Source organism: Rossellomorea sp. FS2, from assembly GCF_047915635.1.
In the GTDB taxonomy this organism is placed as follows: domain Bacteria; phylum Bacillota; class Bacilli; order Bacillales; family Bacillaceae_B; genus Rossellomorea; species Rossellomorea marisflavi_A.
Genome location: NZ_JBLRVS010000005.1, coordinates 3,132 through 21,594, shown reverse-complemented (window position 1 = coordinate 21,594; position 18,463 = coordinate 3,132). Strand labels below are relative to the sequence as shown.

General features: G+C 49.4%; 19 protein-coding genes and 1 riboswitch. Of the genes, 4 read left to right on the top strand and 15 right to left on the bottom strand.

Annotation, left to right across the window (positions count from 1 at the left end):
* Positions 1-53 precede the first annotated feature (53 nt).
* Entirely contained in the window at positions 54-932 is an 879-nt protein-coding gene (gene galU, locus ACNA6I_RS16595; protein ID WP_053072161.1) for a UTP--glucose-1-phosphate uridylyltransferase GalU, read from the top strand.
* Positions 933-966: 34 nt separating this feature from the next.
* Here the strand turns inward: galU and ACNA6I_RS16590 are convergent, their stop codons facing one another.
* The 4 genes from ACNA6I_RS16590 to ACNA6I_RS16575 are packed head-to-tail and all read right to left on the bottom strand — an operon-like array spanning position 967 to position 4,610.
* A complete protein-coding gene (locus tag ACNA6I_RS16590; protein WP_231578880.1) occupies positions 967-1,527 on the bottom strand; it encodes a flavin reductase family protein in 561 nt (186 codons plus the stop codon).
* 59 nt (positions 1,528-1,586) lie between these two features.
* A complete protein-coding gene (locus tag ACNA6I_RS16585) occupies positions 1,587-3,095 on the bottom strand; it encodes a sodium:solute symporter family protein (protein ID WP_048015838.1) in 1,509 nt (502 codons plus the stop codon).
* 3 nt (positions 3,096-3,098) lie between these two features.
* Entirely contained in the window at positions 3,099-3,356 is a 258-nt protein-coding gene (locus ACNA6I_RS16580; protein WP_048006591.1) for a hypothetical protein, read from the bottom strand.
* 51 nt (positions 3,357-3,407) lie between these two features.
* Positions 3,408-4,610 carry a CaiB/BaiF CoA transferase family protein gene (locus ACNA6I_RS16575; RefSeq protein WP_048006592.1) on the bottom strand — a complete coding sequence of 401 codons (1,203 nt, stop codon included), beginning with the start codon at positions 4,608-4,610 and terminating at the stop codon, positions 3,408-3,410.
* Positions 4,611-4,762: 152 nt separating this feature from the next.
* Here ACNA6I_RS16575 and ACNA6I_RS16570 point away from each other — a divergent pair, with 152 nt between their 5' ends.
* Both ACNA6I_RS16570 and ACNA6I_RS16565 read left to right on the top strand, forming a co-directional pair.
* Entirely contained in the window at positions 4,763-5,416 is a 654-nt protein-coding gene (locus tag ACNA6I_RS16570) for a GntR family transcriptional regulator (protein ID WP_048006593.1), read from the top strand.
* A gap of 14 nt (positions 5,417-5,430) precedes the next feature.
* Positions 5,431-6,315, top strand: a complete 885-nt coding sequence (locus tag ACNA6I_RS16565) for a hydroxymethylglutaryl-CoA lyase (protein ID WP_416313784.1) — start codon at positions 5,431-5,433, stop codon at positions 6,313-6,315.
* Between the two features lie 48 nt (positions 6,316-6,363).
* Here the strand turns inward: ACNA6I_RS16565 and ACNA6I_RS16560 are convergent, their stop codons facing one another.
* The 3 genes from ACNA6I_RS16560 to ACNA6I_RS16550 all read right to left on the bottom strand — a co-directional run bounded on the left by ACNA6I_RS16560 (position 6,364) and on the right by ACNA6I_RS16550 (position 9,532).
* Complete coding sequence (locus ACNA6I_RS16560; RefSeq protein ID WP_416313783.1) at positions 6,364-6,933, bottom strand: serine O-acetyltransferase; 570 nt, start codon at positions 6,931-6,933, stop codon at positions 6,364-6,366.
* 109 nt (positions 6,934-7,042) lie between these two features.
* A complete protein-coding gene (locus ACNA6I_RS16555) occupies positions 7,043-8,302 on the bottom strand; it encodes a cation:dicarboxylate symporter family transporter (RefSeq protein WP_048013228.1) in 1,260 nt (419 codons plus the stop codon).
* A gap of 86 nt (positions 8,303-8,388) precedes the next feature.
* A riboswitch (cyclic di-AMP (ydaO/yuaA leader) is annotated at positions 8,389-8,527 on the bottom strand.
* Between the two features lie 210 nt (positions 8,528-8,737).
* Entirely contained in the window at positions 8,738-9,532 is a 795-nt protein-coding gene (locus tag ACNA6I_RS16550) for an SGNH/GDSL hydrolase family protein (RefSeq protein ID WP_416313782.1), read from the bottom strand.
* Between the two features lie 293 nt (positions 9,533-9,825).
* Between ACNA6I_RS16550 and ACNA6I_RS16545 the strand changes: the two genes are divergently transcribed.
* Complete coding sequence (locus ACNA6I_RS16545) at positions 9,826-10,314, top strand: sigma-70 family RNA polymerase sigma factor (protein ID WP_048006597.1); 489 nt, start codon at positions 9,826-9,828, stop codon at positions 10,312-10,314.
* A gap of 93 nt (positions 10,315-10,407) precedes the next feature.
* Here the strand turns inward: ACNA6I_RS16545 and ACNA6I_RS16540 are convergent, their stop codons facing one another.
* From ACNA6I_RS16540 to ACNA6I_RS16505, 8 genes are all read right to left on the bottom strand, one after another.
* Positions 10,408-10,860 (bottom strand): PrsW family intramembrane metalloprotease, encoded by a 453-nt coding sequence (locus ACNA6I_RS16540; protein ID WP_251528594.1) that lies wholly within the window; start codon positions 10,858-10,860, stop codon positions 10,408-10,410.
* Between the two features lie 79 nt (positions 10,861-10,939).
* Positions 10,940-12,862 carry a BglG family transcription antiterminator gene (locus ACNA6I_RS16535; RefSeq protein WP_416313781.1) on the bottom strand — a complete coding sequence of 641 codons (1,923 nt, stop codon included), beginning with the start codon at positions 12,860-12,862 and terminating at the stop codon, positions 10,940-10,942.
* Positions 12,863-12,900: 38 nt separating this feature from the next.
* Positions 12,901-14,277 carry a glycoside hydrolase family 1 protein gene (locus tag ACNA6I_RS16530; RefSeq protein ID WP_416313780.1) on the bottom strand — a complete coding sequence of 459 codons (1,377 nt, stop codon included), beginning with the start codon at positions 14,275-14,277 and terminating at the stop codon, positions 12,901-12,903.
* The gene (locus ACNA6I_RS16525) at positions 14,274-14,603 is read right to left on the bottom strand and encodes a PTS lactose/cellobiose transporter subunit IIA (RefSeq protein WP_048006599.1); all 330 of its coding nucleotides are present in this window, start codon (positions 14,601-14,603) and stop codon (positions 14,274-14,276) included. Before ACNA6I_RS16525 ends, ACNA6I_RS16530 begins: the two co-directional genes overlap by 4 nt.
* Positions 14,604-14,636: 33 nt before the next feature.
* The gene (gene celB / locus ACNA6I_RS16520) at positions 14,637-15,941 is read right to left on the bottom strand and encodes a PTS cellobiose transporter subunit IIC (RefSeq protein WP_048006600.1); all 1,305 of its coding nucleotides are present in this window, start codon (positions 15,939-15,941) and stop codon (positions 14,637-14,639) included.
* A 16-nt stretch (positions 15,942-15,957) separates the two neighbouring features.
* Entirely contained in the window at positions 15,958-16,266 is a 309-nt protein-coding gene (locus ACNA6I_RS16515; protein WP_048006618.1) for a PTS sugar transporter subunit IIB, read from the bottom strand.
* Positions 16,267-16,418: 152 nt separating this feature from the next.
* Positions 16,419-16,619, bottom strand: coding sequence for a hypothetical protein (locus ACNA6I_RS16510; RefSeq protein ID WP_048006601.1), 201 nt, complete (start codon positions 16,617-16,619; stop codon positions 16,419-16,421).
* 70 nt (positions 16,620-16,689) lie between these two features.
* The gene (locus tag ACNA6I_RS16505; protein WP_053072235.1) at positions 16,690-17,529 is read right to left on the bottom strand and encodes a tyrosine-type recombinase/integrase; all 840 of its coding nucleotides are present in this window, start codon (positions 17,527-17,529) and stop codon (positions 16,690-16,692) included.
* Positions 17,530-18,463: the final 934 nt, after the last annotated feature.

Sequence of the window (18,463 nt, the reverse complement as noted above, 5' to 3'; positions counted from 1 at the left end):
TCCCCGCTCCTATTCTGATAAGATAGGAGAAAAAGAAGAGGAGGCTAATAGGATTGAAGAATGTCACGAAAGTCATCATTCCCGCTGCCGGTCTGGGGACACGGTTCCTGCCGGCGACGAAAGCGCAGCCCAAGGAAATGCTCCCCATCGTCGACAAGCCGACGATCCAATACATCATCGAGGAAGCCGTCACTTCCGGTATCACGGATATCATCATCATCACCGGCCGGGGAAAAAGAAGCATCGAAGATCACTTCGATAAATCCTATGAACTCGAATCCACCTTGGCAGACAAGGAGAAATGGGAGGAGCTTGAAGAAATCCAATCGATTTCGAACCTCGCAAACATCCATTATATCAGGCAGAAGGAGCCCCTCGGACTCGGGCATGCCGTCCTGTGCGCACGCTCGTTCATCGGGGACTCCCCCTTTGCCGTCATGCTCGGCGATGATCTCATCGACTCCGAGGTCCCGTGCCTGAAGCAGCTCATCAGCGCTTACGATGAGCTGGGCGGTCCCATCCTCGGGGTCCAGCGCATCAACCGCGACGAAACCGGAAAATATGGGATCGTCCAAAAAGGTCCCAAAACTGCGCGATCGGGCTGCCACCTCGTCGACGGACTCATTGAAAAACCCGACCCTTCCCATGCCCCATCAGACCTTGCCATCATGGGCCGTTACATCCTCACACCCGAGATCTTCTCCTACCTTGAAGACCTCGGACCCGGAGCAGGAGGCGAATACCAGCTCACCGATGCCATCAATCACTATAGCAGGACACATCCAGTCTATGCGCAGGAATTCGACGGGGAGCGGTATGACATCGGCGATAAGTTCGGCTTTATACGTGCAACAGTGGACTTTGCGTTGAAGAGGGATGGACTCGGGGACGACCTGCGTGCCTACCTTCGGCAAGTTGGGAGACAAGGATAAAGGAAAAAGGCCGGATCCGGCCTTTTTCCTTTTGTCATCTGGGAAGCGTAAAGATCTCTCCCACCTCACTATAATTCCCTGCCAAGCGCCCCAGGGGAGAAAGACGGTCCAAGTCCACCTTATAATCCCCCAGATACACGTCTTCCTGAATGTGATAATGGGTCACTCTTCCGATGATCAACCAGTCAGAGCCAAGGGAAATCATCTGCTCCAAGCAGCACTCCATCTGGATCGGCGCTTCTTTCACCCGTTTCGCCCTTACGGTACGACTCTCGACAGGAGTAACGCCTGCCCTTTTAAATTCATCTATTGCTTCCTCCACGTTTTCAGCTGTAACCTGCATTTGATTCCCGAGAGAGGAAGGAACCACATTTACGACGAACTCACCGATCGCTTTTATATTCACGAATGTATCCTTTTCCGTACCTGTCCTCTCCCCTACACCTGGTCCGATGGAGAAACAGAGCATCGGAGGATTACGCGAAGCGACCGTAAAGAAACTGAATGGAGCCAGATTCAACCCCCCTGCCTCGGAAATGGTCGACACCCAGGCAATCGGCCTTGGAACAACCGATCCACTTAATAGTTTATACATTTGATTATCATGTAACTGACTGGGGTTGAATTCTATCAATCTGCCATTCTCCTTCCCTGCTAATTGGCTTTAGAGCGTAATGTTTGATATTCCTCCTGTTCAACCGGCTTATCGGCAGCCGACGGAAGCAACCATGATCCTACCACACAGATGACAAAGTTCAATCCAAGACCGATCACACCCCCGTGGATACCATAAATCGTTTTATTGCCTGTAAGAGTAAGGACCCCAGCAAGTAACGCACCGAAAAGCATTCCCCAGAAAACCGCCTTCTTATCAAGCCCTTTCCAATAAAGACCGAGGACAAACGCCGGGAAAACCTGAACCAGCAGTTCAAATTTCAAAATAAAGATTTCATACAGAGTACCTGGAGGATTCCACGCCACCCATAGAAGCAGGAAGACAGCCACAACCCCGACCACCTTTCCAACCATGACCTTCCTGTGCTCAGACGCACGCGGATTCATAAAGCGCCCGTACACATCATTGGAAATCATGGAAGAGAAGCTCAGAAGGACTGAATCCGCAGTCGACACGATGGCCGCCACGATGCCACCGAAGAAAATGATCATCATCCAATAATAAAATGGATTGATGGCCGCGATGTCGTTAGCCATCATGCCGACGATCTGCTCTGAACCGACGGTATCCAGGCCTGGATACAACATGATGGCTGTAATACCTACGATAAACACCAAGCCTGTTGTAATGAGGGGCATCCACGCCATCCTGGAAAAGGATTTCTTAAGCGTCCTTTCACTCTGTGCCGAATAGATCCGCTGCACCGCATGTGGGTATATACTTGCACCTAATCCGACCAGGAGCAGCATGCTAAACCAGTTAATGGATACTTCTGTCGGCGGAACGGCGGTTTTGACCGGCTCCATTTCATGAATATACCGGGTAACTTCTGCAAAATTGCCACCCACAAGATAAAGACCACCGATGAGGAATACAATGATGCCCACCATTAGGATGATCCCCTGCATGACATCGGTGAAAGCAACCGCTTTCATTCCTCCCATCCATTCATAAGCCAACATCACGAAGATAAAAGCAAGAACAGCGATCTGATAGGGGATTGTCCCTCCCGTCATACCTGAAACCGCATGACCAATCGCTACAAGCTGCTCTAATAGATAGTTTCCAAGACCCCACAGCATGAGAAAGATACTCAACAATGTCACGGCCTTTGATTGAAAACGATGATGCACCCAATCCGTTGGTGTAATGAAGTTGCGGCGCTTCGCTACAACATAGAGTCTGGGAGCAAATAAAAGATAGATCCCGATGATGATGGTCATGAAGGAAATGGATTGAAGCCAAGAAAATCCGGTCCGATAGGCCGAAGGGGCGTACCCCACTATCGTATTCCCACTGTATTGAGTCGCATATAAAGTAAAGAATAGCGCGATGATTCCAAGATTCCGCCCAGCTAGATAATATCCTGAAAGAGAATGGTGAAGGTTCTTCTCACCCCTGCCCGAAAAATACCCGATCACCAGCATGATCACGGCAAAAGCCGAGAGTATGATAATCCCATCAGCACCTGCAAACGTAAGTTCCATCCCTTATCGCTCCTCCTTCATTCGCTCAGACTCTTCTTCATCTTCAACAAGATTCCACTGAGTTCGGCACAGCCAGCTCAAATAGCCACACAGAGCAATCGAAAAAATGAGGGAAATAAACGCCCATAAGGGAAAGCCGAGTATGAATGGTTCAACGGCAGCAGAGGGAAAGTACCACGGTACTACGGCCATGACTAATAAAACCATGAAGACCCAAATCCACTTCTTACGAATCGGTTCCTTAATCGATTTCTCTTTCATTCTTCCTCCTCCTGTTCTTTGAACGAATAAAATCAAGCGCTTACATTTTTTTCAGATGATATTCTCTTTTTTGAGCGTTTCCATTTCCTCTTCCTTCATCCCTAACATGCCTGAATAGATTTCCATATTATGCTTGCCCATTTTCTCTGCCCCGGCTTCTTTGACCCTTCCAGGTGTTCGACTGAGCTTTGGAACGATTCCAGGCATGGGGAATTCACCCAGATCAGGATGGTCAACCTTGAGAATCATCTCCCTCTCCTTATAATGAGGATCCTCCAGGATTTCCTTTGCCGTGTAAATCAACCCCGAAGGCACTCCTTTCTCAGCAAGGATCTCCAGTGCCTCTTGTGCATCCAAGGATTTTGTCCATTCCTCTATGATGGAATCAATGAGCTTCATATTTTCACCCCGGGCATAATGAGTGGAAAACCGCTCATCCTCTGCAAGGCCAGGGTTCCCCATTGCCTCACACAAGCGCGAAAATACCCCATCAGAGTTTGCCCCTATCACGATATAGGTGCGATCTTTTGTGAAATAGATATTGGACGGGGCTACTCCCGGCAGGATATTCCCCATCCGTTCCCTTACATACCCGGCAAGGAGATAATCGGGAATCAGACTTTCCATAATGGAGAAAACCGATTCATACAGGGCCGTATCCACCACCTGACCTTTACCCGAATGATTTCTCTCATGTACCGCCACCAAACAACCGATCGTGGCAAAGAGAGCGGCCAGCGTATCTCCTACCGATACTCCTATGCGGGAGGGAGGACGATCCTCAAATCCTGTCACATTCCTCAGCCCACCCATGGCCTCTCCGACACTTCCAAAACCCGCACGATTTTTATATGGGCCCGTTTGACCGAAACCTGATGTCCGTACCATGATGAGGCGGGGGTTGATGGCAGAGAGTTCCTCATATGATAGATTCCACTTTTCCATCGTTCCAGGTCGGAAGTTTTCAATGATGATATCTGTTTCTTTCACAAGCTCCTTTAAGATTTCCTGTCCTTTCTCTTCTCTGAGATTGAGCGTGATCGACTTCTTATTCCTCGATTGAATCGGCCACCATAGACCGATCCCGTCTTTGGACTTCCCCCAATTTCTCATGGGATCCGATTTGCCCGGAGGCTCCACCTTGATCACTTCAGCTCCGAAATCAGCCAGCATCCTGCCGCTGAAAGGTCCGGCCAGCAAGGTCCCCAGTTCCACCACTCGCAAGTCCTCCAATGGAAGCTTTTGTTCCTCCACATGATCCTCTCCTTGTTAGAATTTTCTTAATCTTGTATACAAATTTAACTTCTTGTATACAATTAGTCAATAACTATTTAAATAAAGCGCTTTTATTTATTAAATATTGTGAATTTTAGTTTTATTGTATACAATGTACATGAGGTGTTGGTATGGATGCATACAAATATATTAAAGGCGCAATCATTGACGGTCGTTATACCCCGGGTATGCGATTGGGAGAAGAATTCCTTGCCAAGGAACTGAATCTTAGCAGAACACCGATCAGGGAAGCCATCCGGCACCTTGAAGCAGACGGGTTGGTTGTCCCCCTGAAACGGGGCGTGAGTGTCCGAAACTTCACTAATGAAGACATCCGGCAGATCTATGACCTCAGGACTCTCCTCGAGGGGTATGCTGCAAGCCAGGCAGCCATCCATCGGACAGAAGAGGATTTAGTCAAAATGGAGAGCGCGAACATTCAATATGAAAAGGTCATTCAAGATTATGGGGAATCCGACCTGGTCAGGGTCAAGGAAATCGTTGATGTGAACCAGCAGTTTCATGAAGTGATCATCCACGCAGCGAACAACGCCCATCTGCATTTTCATCTGTCGAAAGTGGTTGTCGTCCCTATCGTTTATAGATCATTCTATTGGTATGATGACAATCAATTAAAACGATCATTGGAAATCCACAAAATCATTCTGCAGGCCATACAGAATAAAGAGCCTGAAAGGGCCAGAATCGCCATGCACGAACACATCTACCAGGGACGGGATCATGTCTTGAAGCATTTGGATAAGATAAAAAGCGCCAAACAGTAAAAGGAGGATCCAGGATGATAGAAATCTGTGAAGTAGGTCCACGTGACGGGCTCCAGAATGAGCCTAAAATCCTCAGCACTGAGGAAAAAGCCGAGCTGATTACACGTCTGATTGAATCTGGTGTTCGTTATTTCGAAGCTGTTTCGTTCGTCAACCCTACCGTCGTCCCTCAAATGGCAGATGCAGAAGAGGTGCTCAACGCACTCCCCAAAGGCGACGGGGTCACATACGCAGGACTCATCCTGAGTCGCTCGGGCCTGACAAGGGCCCTTACGACGGATGTCGACTGTCTCCATGTCGTCACGACGACAAGCGACAGCTTCAATCTCAAGAATGTCAAACGGACGGTCGCCCAATCGGTTACCGAGCTTGAGGACGTCATCCTTGAAGGCTCCGCTGCCTCCAAAGACGTGCTCGGTGTCCTCGGCACCGCTTTCGGATGCCCTTTCGAAGGCAAGGTGGAATCCAGCACTGTCCTTCATGTGGCTGAACGTTTCCTTCATGCAGGATGTACAGGGATCACCCTGGCCGATACAACAGGCATGGCGAATCCCCAGCAGGTCCATGATCTGGTGAAGATGTTCCACAGGGAGTTTGGAGAAGACATGAAACTCGGCCTCCACTTCCATAACACCCGCGGGCTGGGACTTGCCAATACGTTGGCTGGCTACCAGGCTGGGGTCCGCCGCTTTGATTCTTCGATTTCCGGCCTCGGAGGCTGTCCATTTGCCCCTAAGGCAGTCGGTAACGTGTGCACAGAAGATATGGTCAATATGTTTCATCAGATGGGGATTGATACTGGAACCGATCTCTCCACATTATTGCAGACATCATCCTGGACAGAAACCATCATGGGAAGACCCCTTGATGGAATGCTGCTGAAAGCTGGAACGGCTTGATAGACTAATAGTATAGAAAAGACCGTCCAATCTCTTGGACGGTCTTTCCTATACGCTCATACTCCTCAAAGAATGCGCCACCTCTACCTTCCCCACCGGCCTGGCAGGCGCTCCCGCAACGATCACATCCGGCTGGATATCCTTCGTCACGACTGAATTCGCCCCGACTGACACATTATCCCCGATGATGACGGGACCGGCAACGACAGCCCCCGTGAAGATGGTCACATTATCACCGATGATCGGCTTTATTTGACCATTCCGCTCCTGGTCCCTGCCCCCGATCGTGACATTTTGGAACACCTCCAGGTTTGCCCCGGCCTTCACTTTCGTTCCGATCACCACCCCAACCGAGTGGGCAATCCGGAAGCCGGGACCGATTTTGGCACCGTAGGAAATCTCGGCACCATAGAAGATGATACCTGCCGACCGGAGGATCCTGGGAATGAGCGGCACCCGCTTTACATGAAGGGCGTGCCCGATCCGGTACATCACAACAAGCCAGAAGGTCGAAGCATTGAAGAAGCTGATGATCAATCCTTTCGGGGATAACCCATATGCCCTGTAGTCTGATTTGATCAAATGGAACATGCGGTCCACATCCTTCGCCTTTTTCATCCAGTCTAGCCCCTGGATATGAAGGGAATATGGAAGAGATATTAGGGATTTGTAAAGAATGAATGACAAAAAAACCCCCGCTCAATCGATTCTTGAGCGGAGGTTTTTCCTAACCAGCCTTCATGACTTCATTTCCATGATCTGCGTCATACTGTCCTTCTGATTTGGACATGACGATAGCGGCAAGTGTGTTACCTGTTAAGTTGACGACGGTACGGGCCATATCCATGATCCTGTCGACCCCTGCGATGAAGGCAAGGCCTTCTGCCGGTACCCCGATGGTACCTAACGTGGCAAGGAGGACGACGAAGGATGTACCAGGTACAGCAGCCATCCCTTTCGATGTCACCATAAGGACAAGGATGAGGGTGATCTGTTGCATGATGGAAAGGTCGATGCCGTAGACCTGCGCGAGGAACAGGGCGGCGATGGCCTGATACAGGACCGATCCATCAAGGTTGAAGGTGTACCCGATCGGTACGACGAAGGATACGATGGCCTTCGGGCAACCCATCTTTTCAAGCTTCTCCATGACGCGTGGAAGTACGGTCTCGGAGCTCGATGTACTGAAGGCGAGTAGAAGCTCATCCTTCAAGTATTTAAGTAGAGTGAAGATGTTCACTCCGGCCCATTTGGCCACCAGTCCCAATACGACGATCAGGAAGAAGATCAAGGCCGCATAGACGAGGCCGACAAGCTTGCCGAGTGATACCAGGGAATCGATCCCGAATTTAGATACGGTTACCCCGATCAGGGCGAATACGCCGAGTGGTGCGACCTTCATGACCATGTTGACGACGTGGAACATGGCATGGGAAACGGCGTCAAAGAATTGAACGACCGGTTTCCCCCGTTCCCCGATGGCTGCCACTCCAAGTCCGAATAGCACGGAGAAGAAGATGATGGCCAGCATGTCCCCTTCCGCGATGGATTGGAAGAAGTTTGTCGGAACAATATGCAGGAAGGTTTCTGCGATGGTTTTGTCTTTCTGGTCTTCTGATGTATCCACGTAGGATTGGATGTCTGTCTTCTCAACAGATCCTAGGTTGACGTGACTTCCAGGATGGAACACGTTCGCCAGGATGATCCCGAGGATGATGGCGACGGTCGTGATGACCTCGAAGTAGATGATCGTCTTTGCCCCAAGACGGCCGAAAGCCTTTCCGTTCCCGGTACCTGCCACACCGACGATGAGAGTGGAGATGACGATCGGAATGACAATCATTTTAATCAAACGAAGGAAAAGGTCTCCCAACGGCTGGAGATACGTAGCAACACGCGGGTCATTAAACCAGATGACCCCGACAAGGATACCCAGGATCAACCCGACGAAGATCTGGGTGGCTAAACCGAAACGAATTTTTTTCATAGATGGTCCCCCTCTTGGATGATGTGCGTAAAGCAAAAAAAGACCGTTCTTAAGAAAGAACAGCCTTTTGGTTGAAAAATAAAGGTTCTTTCTCTCAACTGGCATACGGAGTTAACTGTCGGATTCGGGATTGAGAGTTCCCTACCTGGTAAAAGGATTCACCCCAAGGTATTGAAATACCACTTGCATGATTCCTCCGCTCGATCGATTAAGCCATACTATTTAGTTGTAGTGGGTTGACTTTATTATCCTAATAAAGTTTTATTTAGAAGTCCACAAAATATAATATACAACTTTAATCGATATACTGTCAAATGTTTTTTAAATAAAGATATTTCAGAATAGTTATTTATTAGGTTTTTTACCTTTTGCAGGATATTTCGTGTATACAAAGATCTATTTAAAGCTAAAAGTAAAACCCGGCACACGCCGGGTTCAATGGGACTTATCCACAAAATAATCCACCATGAAGGACGCCCATACTGCATTCCCATCCTTATTCGGCAGCTCCTTCTTTGTCACCTGAGATTCGACATCCTTCCAAGCCTTCCAATGATCTATGTATGGATAGTGATGATCCTTGGCATACTCTCTCAGCTTCTTCTCTTCCATTGGGTAATAGTGAGCATCGGGGATGGGGTTGGAAGGCTGTAGAAGAATCATGATATCAGGATTCTCTTTCTTGAACGCATCCAGGATGGCAGTAAGATTCTTCAGCCTTTCCTTCATATCGATGCGACTATTATCCGCAAGAAGAAACGGTTCCAAAAGGAGTAGATCCGGCTTTTCTTTCGCCAGTGGAAGATGAAGTCCATCCTTCACCACCTCTCTGGATGTCCTTCTTCCGACTTCATGGATGGAGACGGAGAGGAGCTCTTCTCCGTATTCTTTCGTCAAGGCCTCTTTCACCGTATCCGGCCAGGCTCCTGCTTCATCCGATGTCGAGGATGACCCGGCAATCATCATGCGTACAGGCTTTCCTTGGGCCGCTTTTTCCCTGAAGAGCGGCTGAACATCACGTGGTAACCCATTGATCCTGTCCAATATCTGCATCCGATGCCTTTCCTTTTCTGCTTTCTCCTCCGCTTCTGCACGTTCTCCTGCCAGCACATCCTGGTGCGAGGCATAAGCCGACGCCTGCACTTCCTTCACCTCCCCTTCCCAGTGATACTTGCCTCCGATCACCACCGAGGAGGTCAATAGTCCCAACACAACCAATCCGATTCTCATCCACTCGTCCCTCCAATCTATGAACTCTATCATATAAGAAGACAGTGGCAATATTTGTATATCTGTGTAGACAACCTCACCATAAATTATGACAAATTCATTAATCAATTTTCACTTTTCTTGAATTGACAGAAAACTTGAGGTTTTCTTAAAAGAAACTTCCGTTATCCACAGGTCCAAGCGGCTTTACCCCCTGATGCAGGGCTGATTGGGGCTTTTGCCACCCATCCTTTTCTCCCTTACTGTGGATATACCGGGAAAACAGAGCGGCGCCTGCTCAAAAGGAATCGAAGATGGAACCATTTGAACTCGTCCATGAACAGTACAGCCAGATGATCCACAAAATCATCCACACCCTGCGCATCTATAAGAATCATCATGACTATTACCAGACCGGCTTGATCGCCCTCTGGGAGGCATATATGAAATTTGAACCATCTAAAGGAACGTTCACGTCCTTCGCTTATTCGTATATCAGGGGACGGATTCTGTCTGAGCTAAAGAGGGAAGTACAGGTAGAAGAGCGTGGGGTCGCACTGGAGGAGGGAGCCACGGAAGCAGGCGGTGACGATTTGGACACCCTATCGGTGGAAATCCTCCTCTCCTACTGCGAGAACCTTACGGCCAATCAGAAGAAGTGGGTCATCGCTCACTCCCTTCATATGCTGTCGATCAGCGAAATCGCCGACATGGAAGGTGTGTCACCCGAAGCTGTGAAGAAGTGGCGAAAGGGGGCAAAGGAACGGATCCGGCAGGCGTTATTAAATCAAACGTTTGTTTAAAGTGGATAACCTGTTGATAAACCGGATGTCATTTGCTTAAACGGTCGTATAACAGAACAAAAAAGAAGGATGACCCTATCGTCATCCTTCTTTTTAAAACGTCAATCCATCTTTTTTGCTTTTCGCGTCAAGTCCGGCACCGATGGCGATACCGATTGAAATCCCCAAGGTGAAGCCATAGACCATATTCTCGAGGAATCCCAGGCCGATCAGCATTCCGAAGGTCAGGCCAAGCGGCATGAATACACCAATATAGTAGTTCTGGGGCACCACCTTATGAACCTTATGGACATGATTCAACAGCTTGTTCAGCACTTTCCTATGTGAACGAAAATCCGCTTTCTCCAGTTCAGGCAATCTTGCTCTCAATCTCTTATATTCTTCTCCAAGCTCCATCAGCCCCGATTCACACTCATCGCAGGGTTCCAGATCCGCCATCCTGTTCAGGAGGCGCTCCTCCTTTTCCAGGTCGAGCTTTTGGATCACTCCCTGGCCGGCATCATCCTTGAAAGCATGGAGGTGTTTCCTTACTTCTTCGACGTGCACCTGAATCCTCTCCCTAAAGCCATTCATACCAGATTATACCGCCCAGGGCGGATGAGGTCAAAAGGGATCGATGGCATATTCAGACGCCGGTCAGGATCTCCCACAGCTCGCTTACAGACCGTGACCTGAGACATTTTTGGACCAGCTCCTGGTTCTCCACCAAACCGGTTAAAAAGGCATAGACCATTTGCAGGTCTTCGGTACTTTCCTTTTTTACATTCAGGATACAGACGAGCTGCACAGGCTCACCATTCCATACTACCGGCTTTTCAAGGGAACAGATGGCGAGAAAGGTCTCATCCCACTGTGGAGAAATCGGATGGGGAACGGCCAAAAGAGGACCGAAAGAGGTGGAGGCAATCTCTTCCCGTCGCATTACGCTGTCAAAAAAGGTAGGGTCGACGAGCCCTTTTTTCACCAGTTTATCTGTCAGTCCGGAGAGTACTTCTTCCTTTGTGGAATAGTGTTCATTTACCCACAGGCAATCCCTCCTCAAATAGGCCAGGTGTGAATGCGGCTGGAGATCCAGATGAGACTGGATCCTGGCATAGTCTTCTCCTGATAAGATGGTTCTTACATGTATGACGGGCACGGGGAGGTCTTCTTCCAGGGGAATGGAGGAAATGATGAAGTCGATTTCCTCCAAGTTGTGGTTCTTCAGATGGTAGTATTCGGTGGTGGCCACTACGTCCATTTCATGGCGGAATTTCGATTGAAGCTTATACTTGATCATACGGGCGCTTCCTGCACCGGATGCACAAACGATGATGACGCGCTTTGGCCCTGATCCGGCTAGATTTTGCCGTTCGATGGCCGCTCCCAGGTGCAGAGCCAAGTAACCGATCTCGTTTTCATCGATCTGCACCTCCATGTTTTCATCGATGATCCTGCCGGCGACGACCCCTGCTTCGAATGCAACGGGATAGTTCTTCTTGATATCGTCCAATAGGGGATTGCGGATATTCATGCCGTAGCGGAATCGGTTGATGGCTGGCTTCAGATGGATGAGGAGGGCTGCGCGCAGTTCTTCATCTTCCGTCAGGCGGATCTTCCATTCACGCTCGACTGCGAGAAGGATATCATCAACGAGCGTGGCATACCCCTCACCTTTTACATCTTGCAGATACTCGACTTCAAGCCGCTGCTCCGTCACAAGGCGCGTACCCAATAAATGAAGGGCAATATAGGCGATCTCAACCTGCGGAAAACGCACCTCCAGCACTTCATTGAGCTCCTCCACCATCTTCTCTGCGATGGTGTACTCTTTTTCCTTAAGGATCTCCTCCATCTGGAGGGTGATGGCGGATATGAGATTCCCCGACATCATCCGCTTACAGGCAATCGCAATGTGGATAACCAGGTTGTTCATGGCAATATCGGACATCTGAAGTCCGTGGCGATCCACATACTTTTCCACCACCGTCCAGATCAAAGCCAGACGCTCCTCATCATGCAGATCGGGAAGGGTCTGGATCTGCCTGCGGACCGGCGTGGTACGATCGATGACGTATTCGGCAAGGCAGAACCGGACGTTCACTTCCTCGCCTTCCACCTTCAGGCCGTAATTCGGCTTTTTGACCAGCAGCAGGTCATAGCGGCTGAGGATATCCTTAACATCCTTCAAATCATTCTGCAGCGTGGAAAAGCTCACGTGGATCTCATCGGCGAGGTCCTGGATCTTCAAGTAGCCATCTGTCTGAAGGAAGCGTCTGACAAGATAGCCTACGCGCTGCTCAGGAGCAACCGGCTTATCAGTCCCGACCTCAAGAAGTTGCTGCAGGAAGGTCTTAAAGACGGATTCCTCCTTGACCTCAAGGGTATAGCCCCTTCCACGGACCGCCCTGATGACGGCACCGTGTCCCTCCAGGCAATCATTCAATTGCTTCACATCTTCCCGGACCGTCCGGGAGGAAACCCGGGACACACCGGCCAGATGACTGCCCGTCACCAGGCCGTCAACCGCCATCAATTCTTTTAAAATCCGTTTGAATCGCGTATTCATGCCCCGTTCCTCCCTTCCGCCATCCTTCTTGCCACTGCTCAGAATCCATTTTGCATCGATACTTCCCTGAACCAATGGGCACTCTTCTTCGGCTTCCTCTCCATTGTATCGAGATCCACCTGATAGAATCCATAACGATTTTTATACGCGTTCATCCAGGACCAGTTGTCCATGAACGTCCACAGATGATACCCCTTCGCCTGACATCCTTCTTGAATGGCCGCATGGAGCCACTCGAGATGGCCCCGGATGAAGTCGATCCGGTAATCGTCATGGATCATGCCTTCTTTCTCGAAGCGCCCCTCATCCTGGACACCCATCCCGTTCTCGGAAACGAACGACTCGATATTCCCGTAGTTTTCTTTCAGATTCATCATGATATCGTAGATGCCTTTTTCGTAGATTTCCCACCCACGATACGGATTCATCTTCCTTCCCGGCATCTCATAGTGATCGAAGAACCATTCAGGCATGAACGGTGCCTCCGGATTCGGCAAATACGCTTTCGCCTTGACCCTCCTCGGCTGATAGTAATTCACCCCAAGGAGATCGATGGTGTTCTGCTTCAGAAGCTCCCGGTCTCCTTCAAGTACAGCCGGAAGATGATCATAGTCAGCAAGAAGATCGATCAGTTCCTGTGGATATTCCCCGAGAACCGATGGATCAAGGAAGCTTCGGTTGAAGAAAAGATCCGCTATCCTGGACGCCTTGACGTCAGCAGGGTGCTCACTCCTCGGATAAGAAGGCGTCAGGTTGAGGATGATCCCGATCTTGCCGTCTCCTACTTTCCTATATTCCGAGATCGCCAGTGCGCTTGCAATCATCGTGTGATACGCCACCTGAGAAGCCTTCTTCCCATCCACGATATTGGGATAGTGGAAATCATACAGGTAGCCGCCCTCAACAGGAACAATGGGCTCGTTGAATGTGAACCACTTCTTCACCCGATCACCATACCGCTCAAAGCAGATGTTTGCGTAGCGTGCAAACGCCTCGGCGACACGGCGGTTCTCAAAGCCCCCTTGATCCTGCATCTCCTTCGGCATATCGAAGTGATACAGTGTGACGAACGGCTCGATGCCATGCCTCAGGAGCTCATCGATGACATTCCCATAAAAGGTGGCCGCCTCTTCGTTCACCGGGCCTTCTCCCCCTGGGATGAGGCGTGACCATGAGATCGAGAATCGATACGTATTGTGACCGATCTCCTTCATTAATGCAATATCGTCACGATAGCGATGATAGAAGCCCGACGTTTGCTCCGGGCCCACACCGTCAAAGAAACGACCGGGTTCGATTTCATACCAATGATCCCATATATTCTTTCCTTTGCCGCCTTCAGATGCGGCCCCTTCGAGCTGGGTGGAGGAAGTCGCGCTTCCCCACCAAAAGCCCTCTGGAAATTCCCTTTTCATTTATCCCACTCCTTGTATCGGTAGATTTCAATGATTTCTACAGCCAGATCCCTGACGGTCATCGAGGTCATGAGATGATCCTGCGAATGGATGAGCAGCACATTGAGCGGATTGCTCTGCCCCATGGCTTCCTGCTGGATGAGCTTTGTTTGGTACTCATGGGCTTTCGCCAGTTCCTCCCCAGCCTGGACGATCAGTTCATCTGCACGCTTGAAATCTTTCCGCTTCGCTTCCTGTATGGCTTCCATGGCAAATGACTTTCCGTTTCCTGCATAGAGGATGATTTGAAAGGATATTTCCGTAAGATCTGCTTGCTGCTGTTCCATTACATTCGCCACCTTTTTTGAAATCGCATTGCGTTATGCACTCTTATTGACATCCGTTGATCCTTCTCCTCTGCGTTCAAGCTCATAGTATTGTTTATCCATGAGTCGCAGGAACGGCCACCAAATGGTGAAGACGATGAAGATATTCACTGCCTGCAGCACGCCACCCTGCCATGAATTCGTCGCCAGGGCCCCGTTCAGGATCGTCGGTGTAGTCCATGGGACGATGACCCCTGTCGGTGGGGGAACGATTCCCGTTGCCATGACAAAGTACGTAAACACGGCCACGATCACCGGTGCCAGCAGCCATGGGATGAAGGCAAGGGGATTCATGATGATGGGGAGACCGAAGATGATCGGCTCATTCACATTGAAGAGCCCGGCCGGCGCCCCGATCTTACCCAGTTCTTTCATTTGTCTGCTCTTCCCGATGATGAAGATGCCGAGAATGACGGCAAGGGTCATACCCGATCCCCCCATCCCCACGATGAAGGAATCGATAAACTGCTTGCTGACGATATGCGGTAGCTCTTCACCCGCCTGGAATGCCTGCAGATTTTCATTCGCTAGGGCATACCAGATCGGGTCGAATACAGAGTTCACGATGATCTGTCCATGTAGTCCGAAGAACCAGAACACCTGGATGAGAAGGACCGCCACGATGGTTGCAGGAAGTCCTGAACCAAGCGAGGTAAGGGGAGCCTGAACCACATCATATACAAAGCTCTGTACGCTTCCATATGGAAGGTATTCAAAAATGATCCGGACAATCAGGAAGGTACTCAAGGTCAGGGTAATCGGAATCAACGCGCTGAACGAGCGGGCTACGGCATCCGGGACCCCGTTCGGCATTTTCAGCGTCCACCCTCTCTGGGTGAAGAACCGGTAGAGCTCCGCTGCCGTAAAAGCAGTCAAAATCCCTACGAACATCCCCTGCGCACCCAGACTTGATGTCGGAATCACCCCATTGACCCCTTCAAACGTCTGCGGCGTGAGGATCAGGAAGGCAGCAAGGGCAGCCACTCCTCCATAAAGACTTTCTCCCCCGTAATGTTCCGTCAGCTTGCTTCCGATGCCGATGATCACGAACAAGCCCATGATCGTAAGCGTCGCAGCGGATGCAGGCCCGAGTGCCGACTGATACGTGGCATAGGCATCTTTCCCAATCAGTTTATCCAAGAACGGAAGATTGGCGAGTACCACGAAGATCGATCCGAAGATGATCAACGGCAGGGCCACCATGAATCCGTCCCTAAGCGCCGTCAAATACCGATTATTATTCAATTTATCCGCAACCGGAAGCAACACATTTTCCAATACCTGCATAAATTTGTTCATCCCAGGTCCCCCCTGATCATTTTTTTATAAGATCCATCGCTTTTTCCAGCACCGATTTTCCGTCTACCCTTCCATAGGAAACCGGGTCGATCGAATCCACCGGGATTCCATAGTCTTTCGCCTTCTCCTCATACTTCCGCTTCATGAACCTCATCTGAGGCCCAATCAGAAGCACATCTGCCCGTTCCATGTCGACGAAGGCCTTATCCTGAGCCACAGCCCAAATCTCTGCCTCCATCCCCTTTGATTCAGCTGCTTCCTTCATCTTCGACACAAGCAGGCTGGTGGACATCCCAGCAGAGCATGCCAATAATATTCTTACCACTGTCATCATCCCCTCTTTCAATCGTACTTTGATTATATTTTAAAAGCGCTTTCATAAACACGTATTGATTTTCCTTAATCCAACGGAAGTGATTCCATATGGCAAATAAAAAAGACGGATGGTCTCCCATCCGCCTTGCATGTGCTCTCTTCTTAATCAATAACGCGGCTAACAGGCCCTCCACATTGAGCGCAGGTGCCTATCAACAAGACTTTAAAGTCCGCCGAATCCACGATGTAATCAATAATCCTTGTAACCCCGCAGGTCCGGCAAAATACGTTCCCTTCAAACTTTTCACGGATATGGGCCGGAACCGCCATCCATCGTTTCCTTGCCAATTCATCTTTATCCATAAGCGACACCTCTCATCACGTATCGATTTTTCCCTATTACTATATCATACCGCGGAGGAGAATGATGCCCTCATCCCTTATGGGAAAATGTCTCCCTGATGGCACGCTCTAGCTCAGAACCCCCCACCGCTGTCTTCACGTATCGCCGCGTCACATTGATATCCCGGTGACCAGCAAGCCTTGAGACCACCTCCAGGCTCACTCCCTGGTCCACAAGCTGCTGACAGAAGGTATGGCGCAGCTTCTGGGCATTGACGTGAAACTTCTTCAACATATATTGAACCGATCTCTCCGTCAATCGTTCACGGGACCGCGACACAAACAGGGGTCCAACAGGCTGCACTTCATCCAGGTAGGCTTTCAGAACGGATTTCAACGCATCCGTCAGCGGGATCACCCTCTCATCGCCATGGGTATCCGTCACCCTCACGACTCCCCGGTCCAGCTCCAGATCCGTCAAATCCAGTCCGCACAGCTCCGACACACGTACACCTGTGTGAAGAAGAGTGAGAACGATTGCTTCATTACGTGCATTCCGACTTTCCCGCACCTCGGCAAGGAGGCTCTCACACTCTTCCTTGGTCAGCACATCAATCTCATCCTTCTTTGGCGCATGCTTGATCCTGATATCAAGGCCAACGTCCGGCCGTTTCAAAAAACGGGTCAACGTCCGGATCACACCAAGCACCTTATCGGTCGTAATCGGACTCTTCCCCTGCTCTTCCAAATGAATCATATATTCCTGAACATCATCATGGCCGATTTCTTCAAGGACCACACCGCGCTCCCCCAGCCACTGATCAAACTTCTTAAGCTCCTGCTGATACGTCAAAATCGTCTTGCCTGACTTTCCCTCTTCCTCAAGCCACCTTAAAAACAATTCAATCGTACTGCCAGAAGTTCCTCTCAAGAGACCCACCCTTTCACAGCGAAAACGTTCTTTTGTATAATCCTAGAGAATTGGAAGGAAGAAGTCAACTTCTGTGAAGTTCAGGTATCATGGTGGAGAGCGTTTCATGTAAGTACCCTATCATAAACGCAAACTAAAATGAGACGTGAAGCTATTTCGCAAATAAGCGTGATTCCGGACATGGCCTCATCTCCGGACACCGTTACTGACCGTTCCACTTCAATGATTACATATTATCTTAAGTCATGAAACCTCTAACGGCTTTTATGAGTCAATTGGCCATGTTTCTATTAAAATCATTTGCATCGACGATTATCCAGTCGCTAGTATATAGAGTTGTTCGCAAATAAGGAGAATGAATCGCAAATTGAAAAATGCACAGTGGTACGTTTCGCAAGTAAAAAGTGGAATTCCACAAATAATTTTAAAAATGTCGCAAGTAAATGGTTGAATCGCGCAGGTGTTTTCACGCCAGGAGGGGAACGGCGGTTCTTCGAGTGCGCAAAATGGTGAAAAGACGTTGCGAGGAATGTCGAATTGGGTCACACGCAAACTCCTATACATTTATTGGAAAAACATCACTGATACAAGCACCCTATCCGCAGGTATCATTACCCTTTCGCAAGAAAAGAAATAAAGTCGCAATTAAGCGTGACTCCCCCCATAGCCTCATCTCCAGATAACGCCTCTGTCCATCCCACTTGGCTCATCATATACTCCCACAGGTCATTAAAGCTCTAAAAGTCTGTCTCTTCGCCCTTGCTCACCAATATCATCCCATACTCTAACCGTAATTTCGCCCTCCTAATCAACAACAAAATCTTTCTACCTACCCTATTTCAAACGGTCAACATCACCACCATCAACATTCCCCGCCAACGAAAAAAAACAACAAAAAAAGCAGCCCATCAAATGAGCTACTTTTCTCTATATT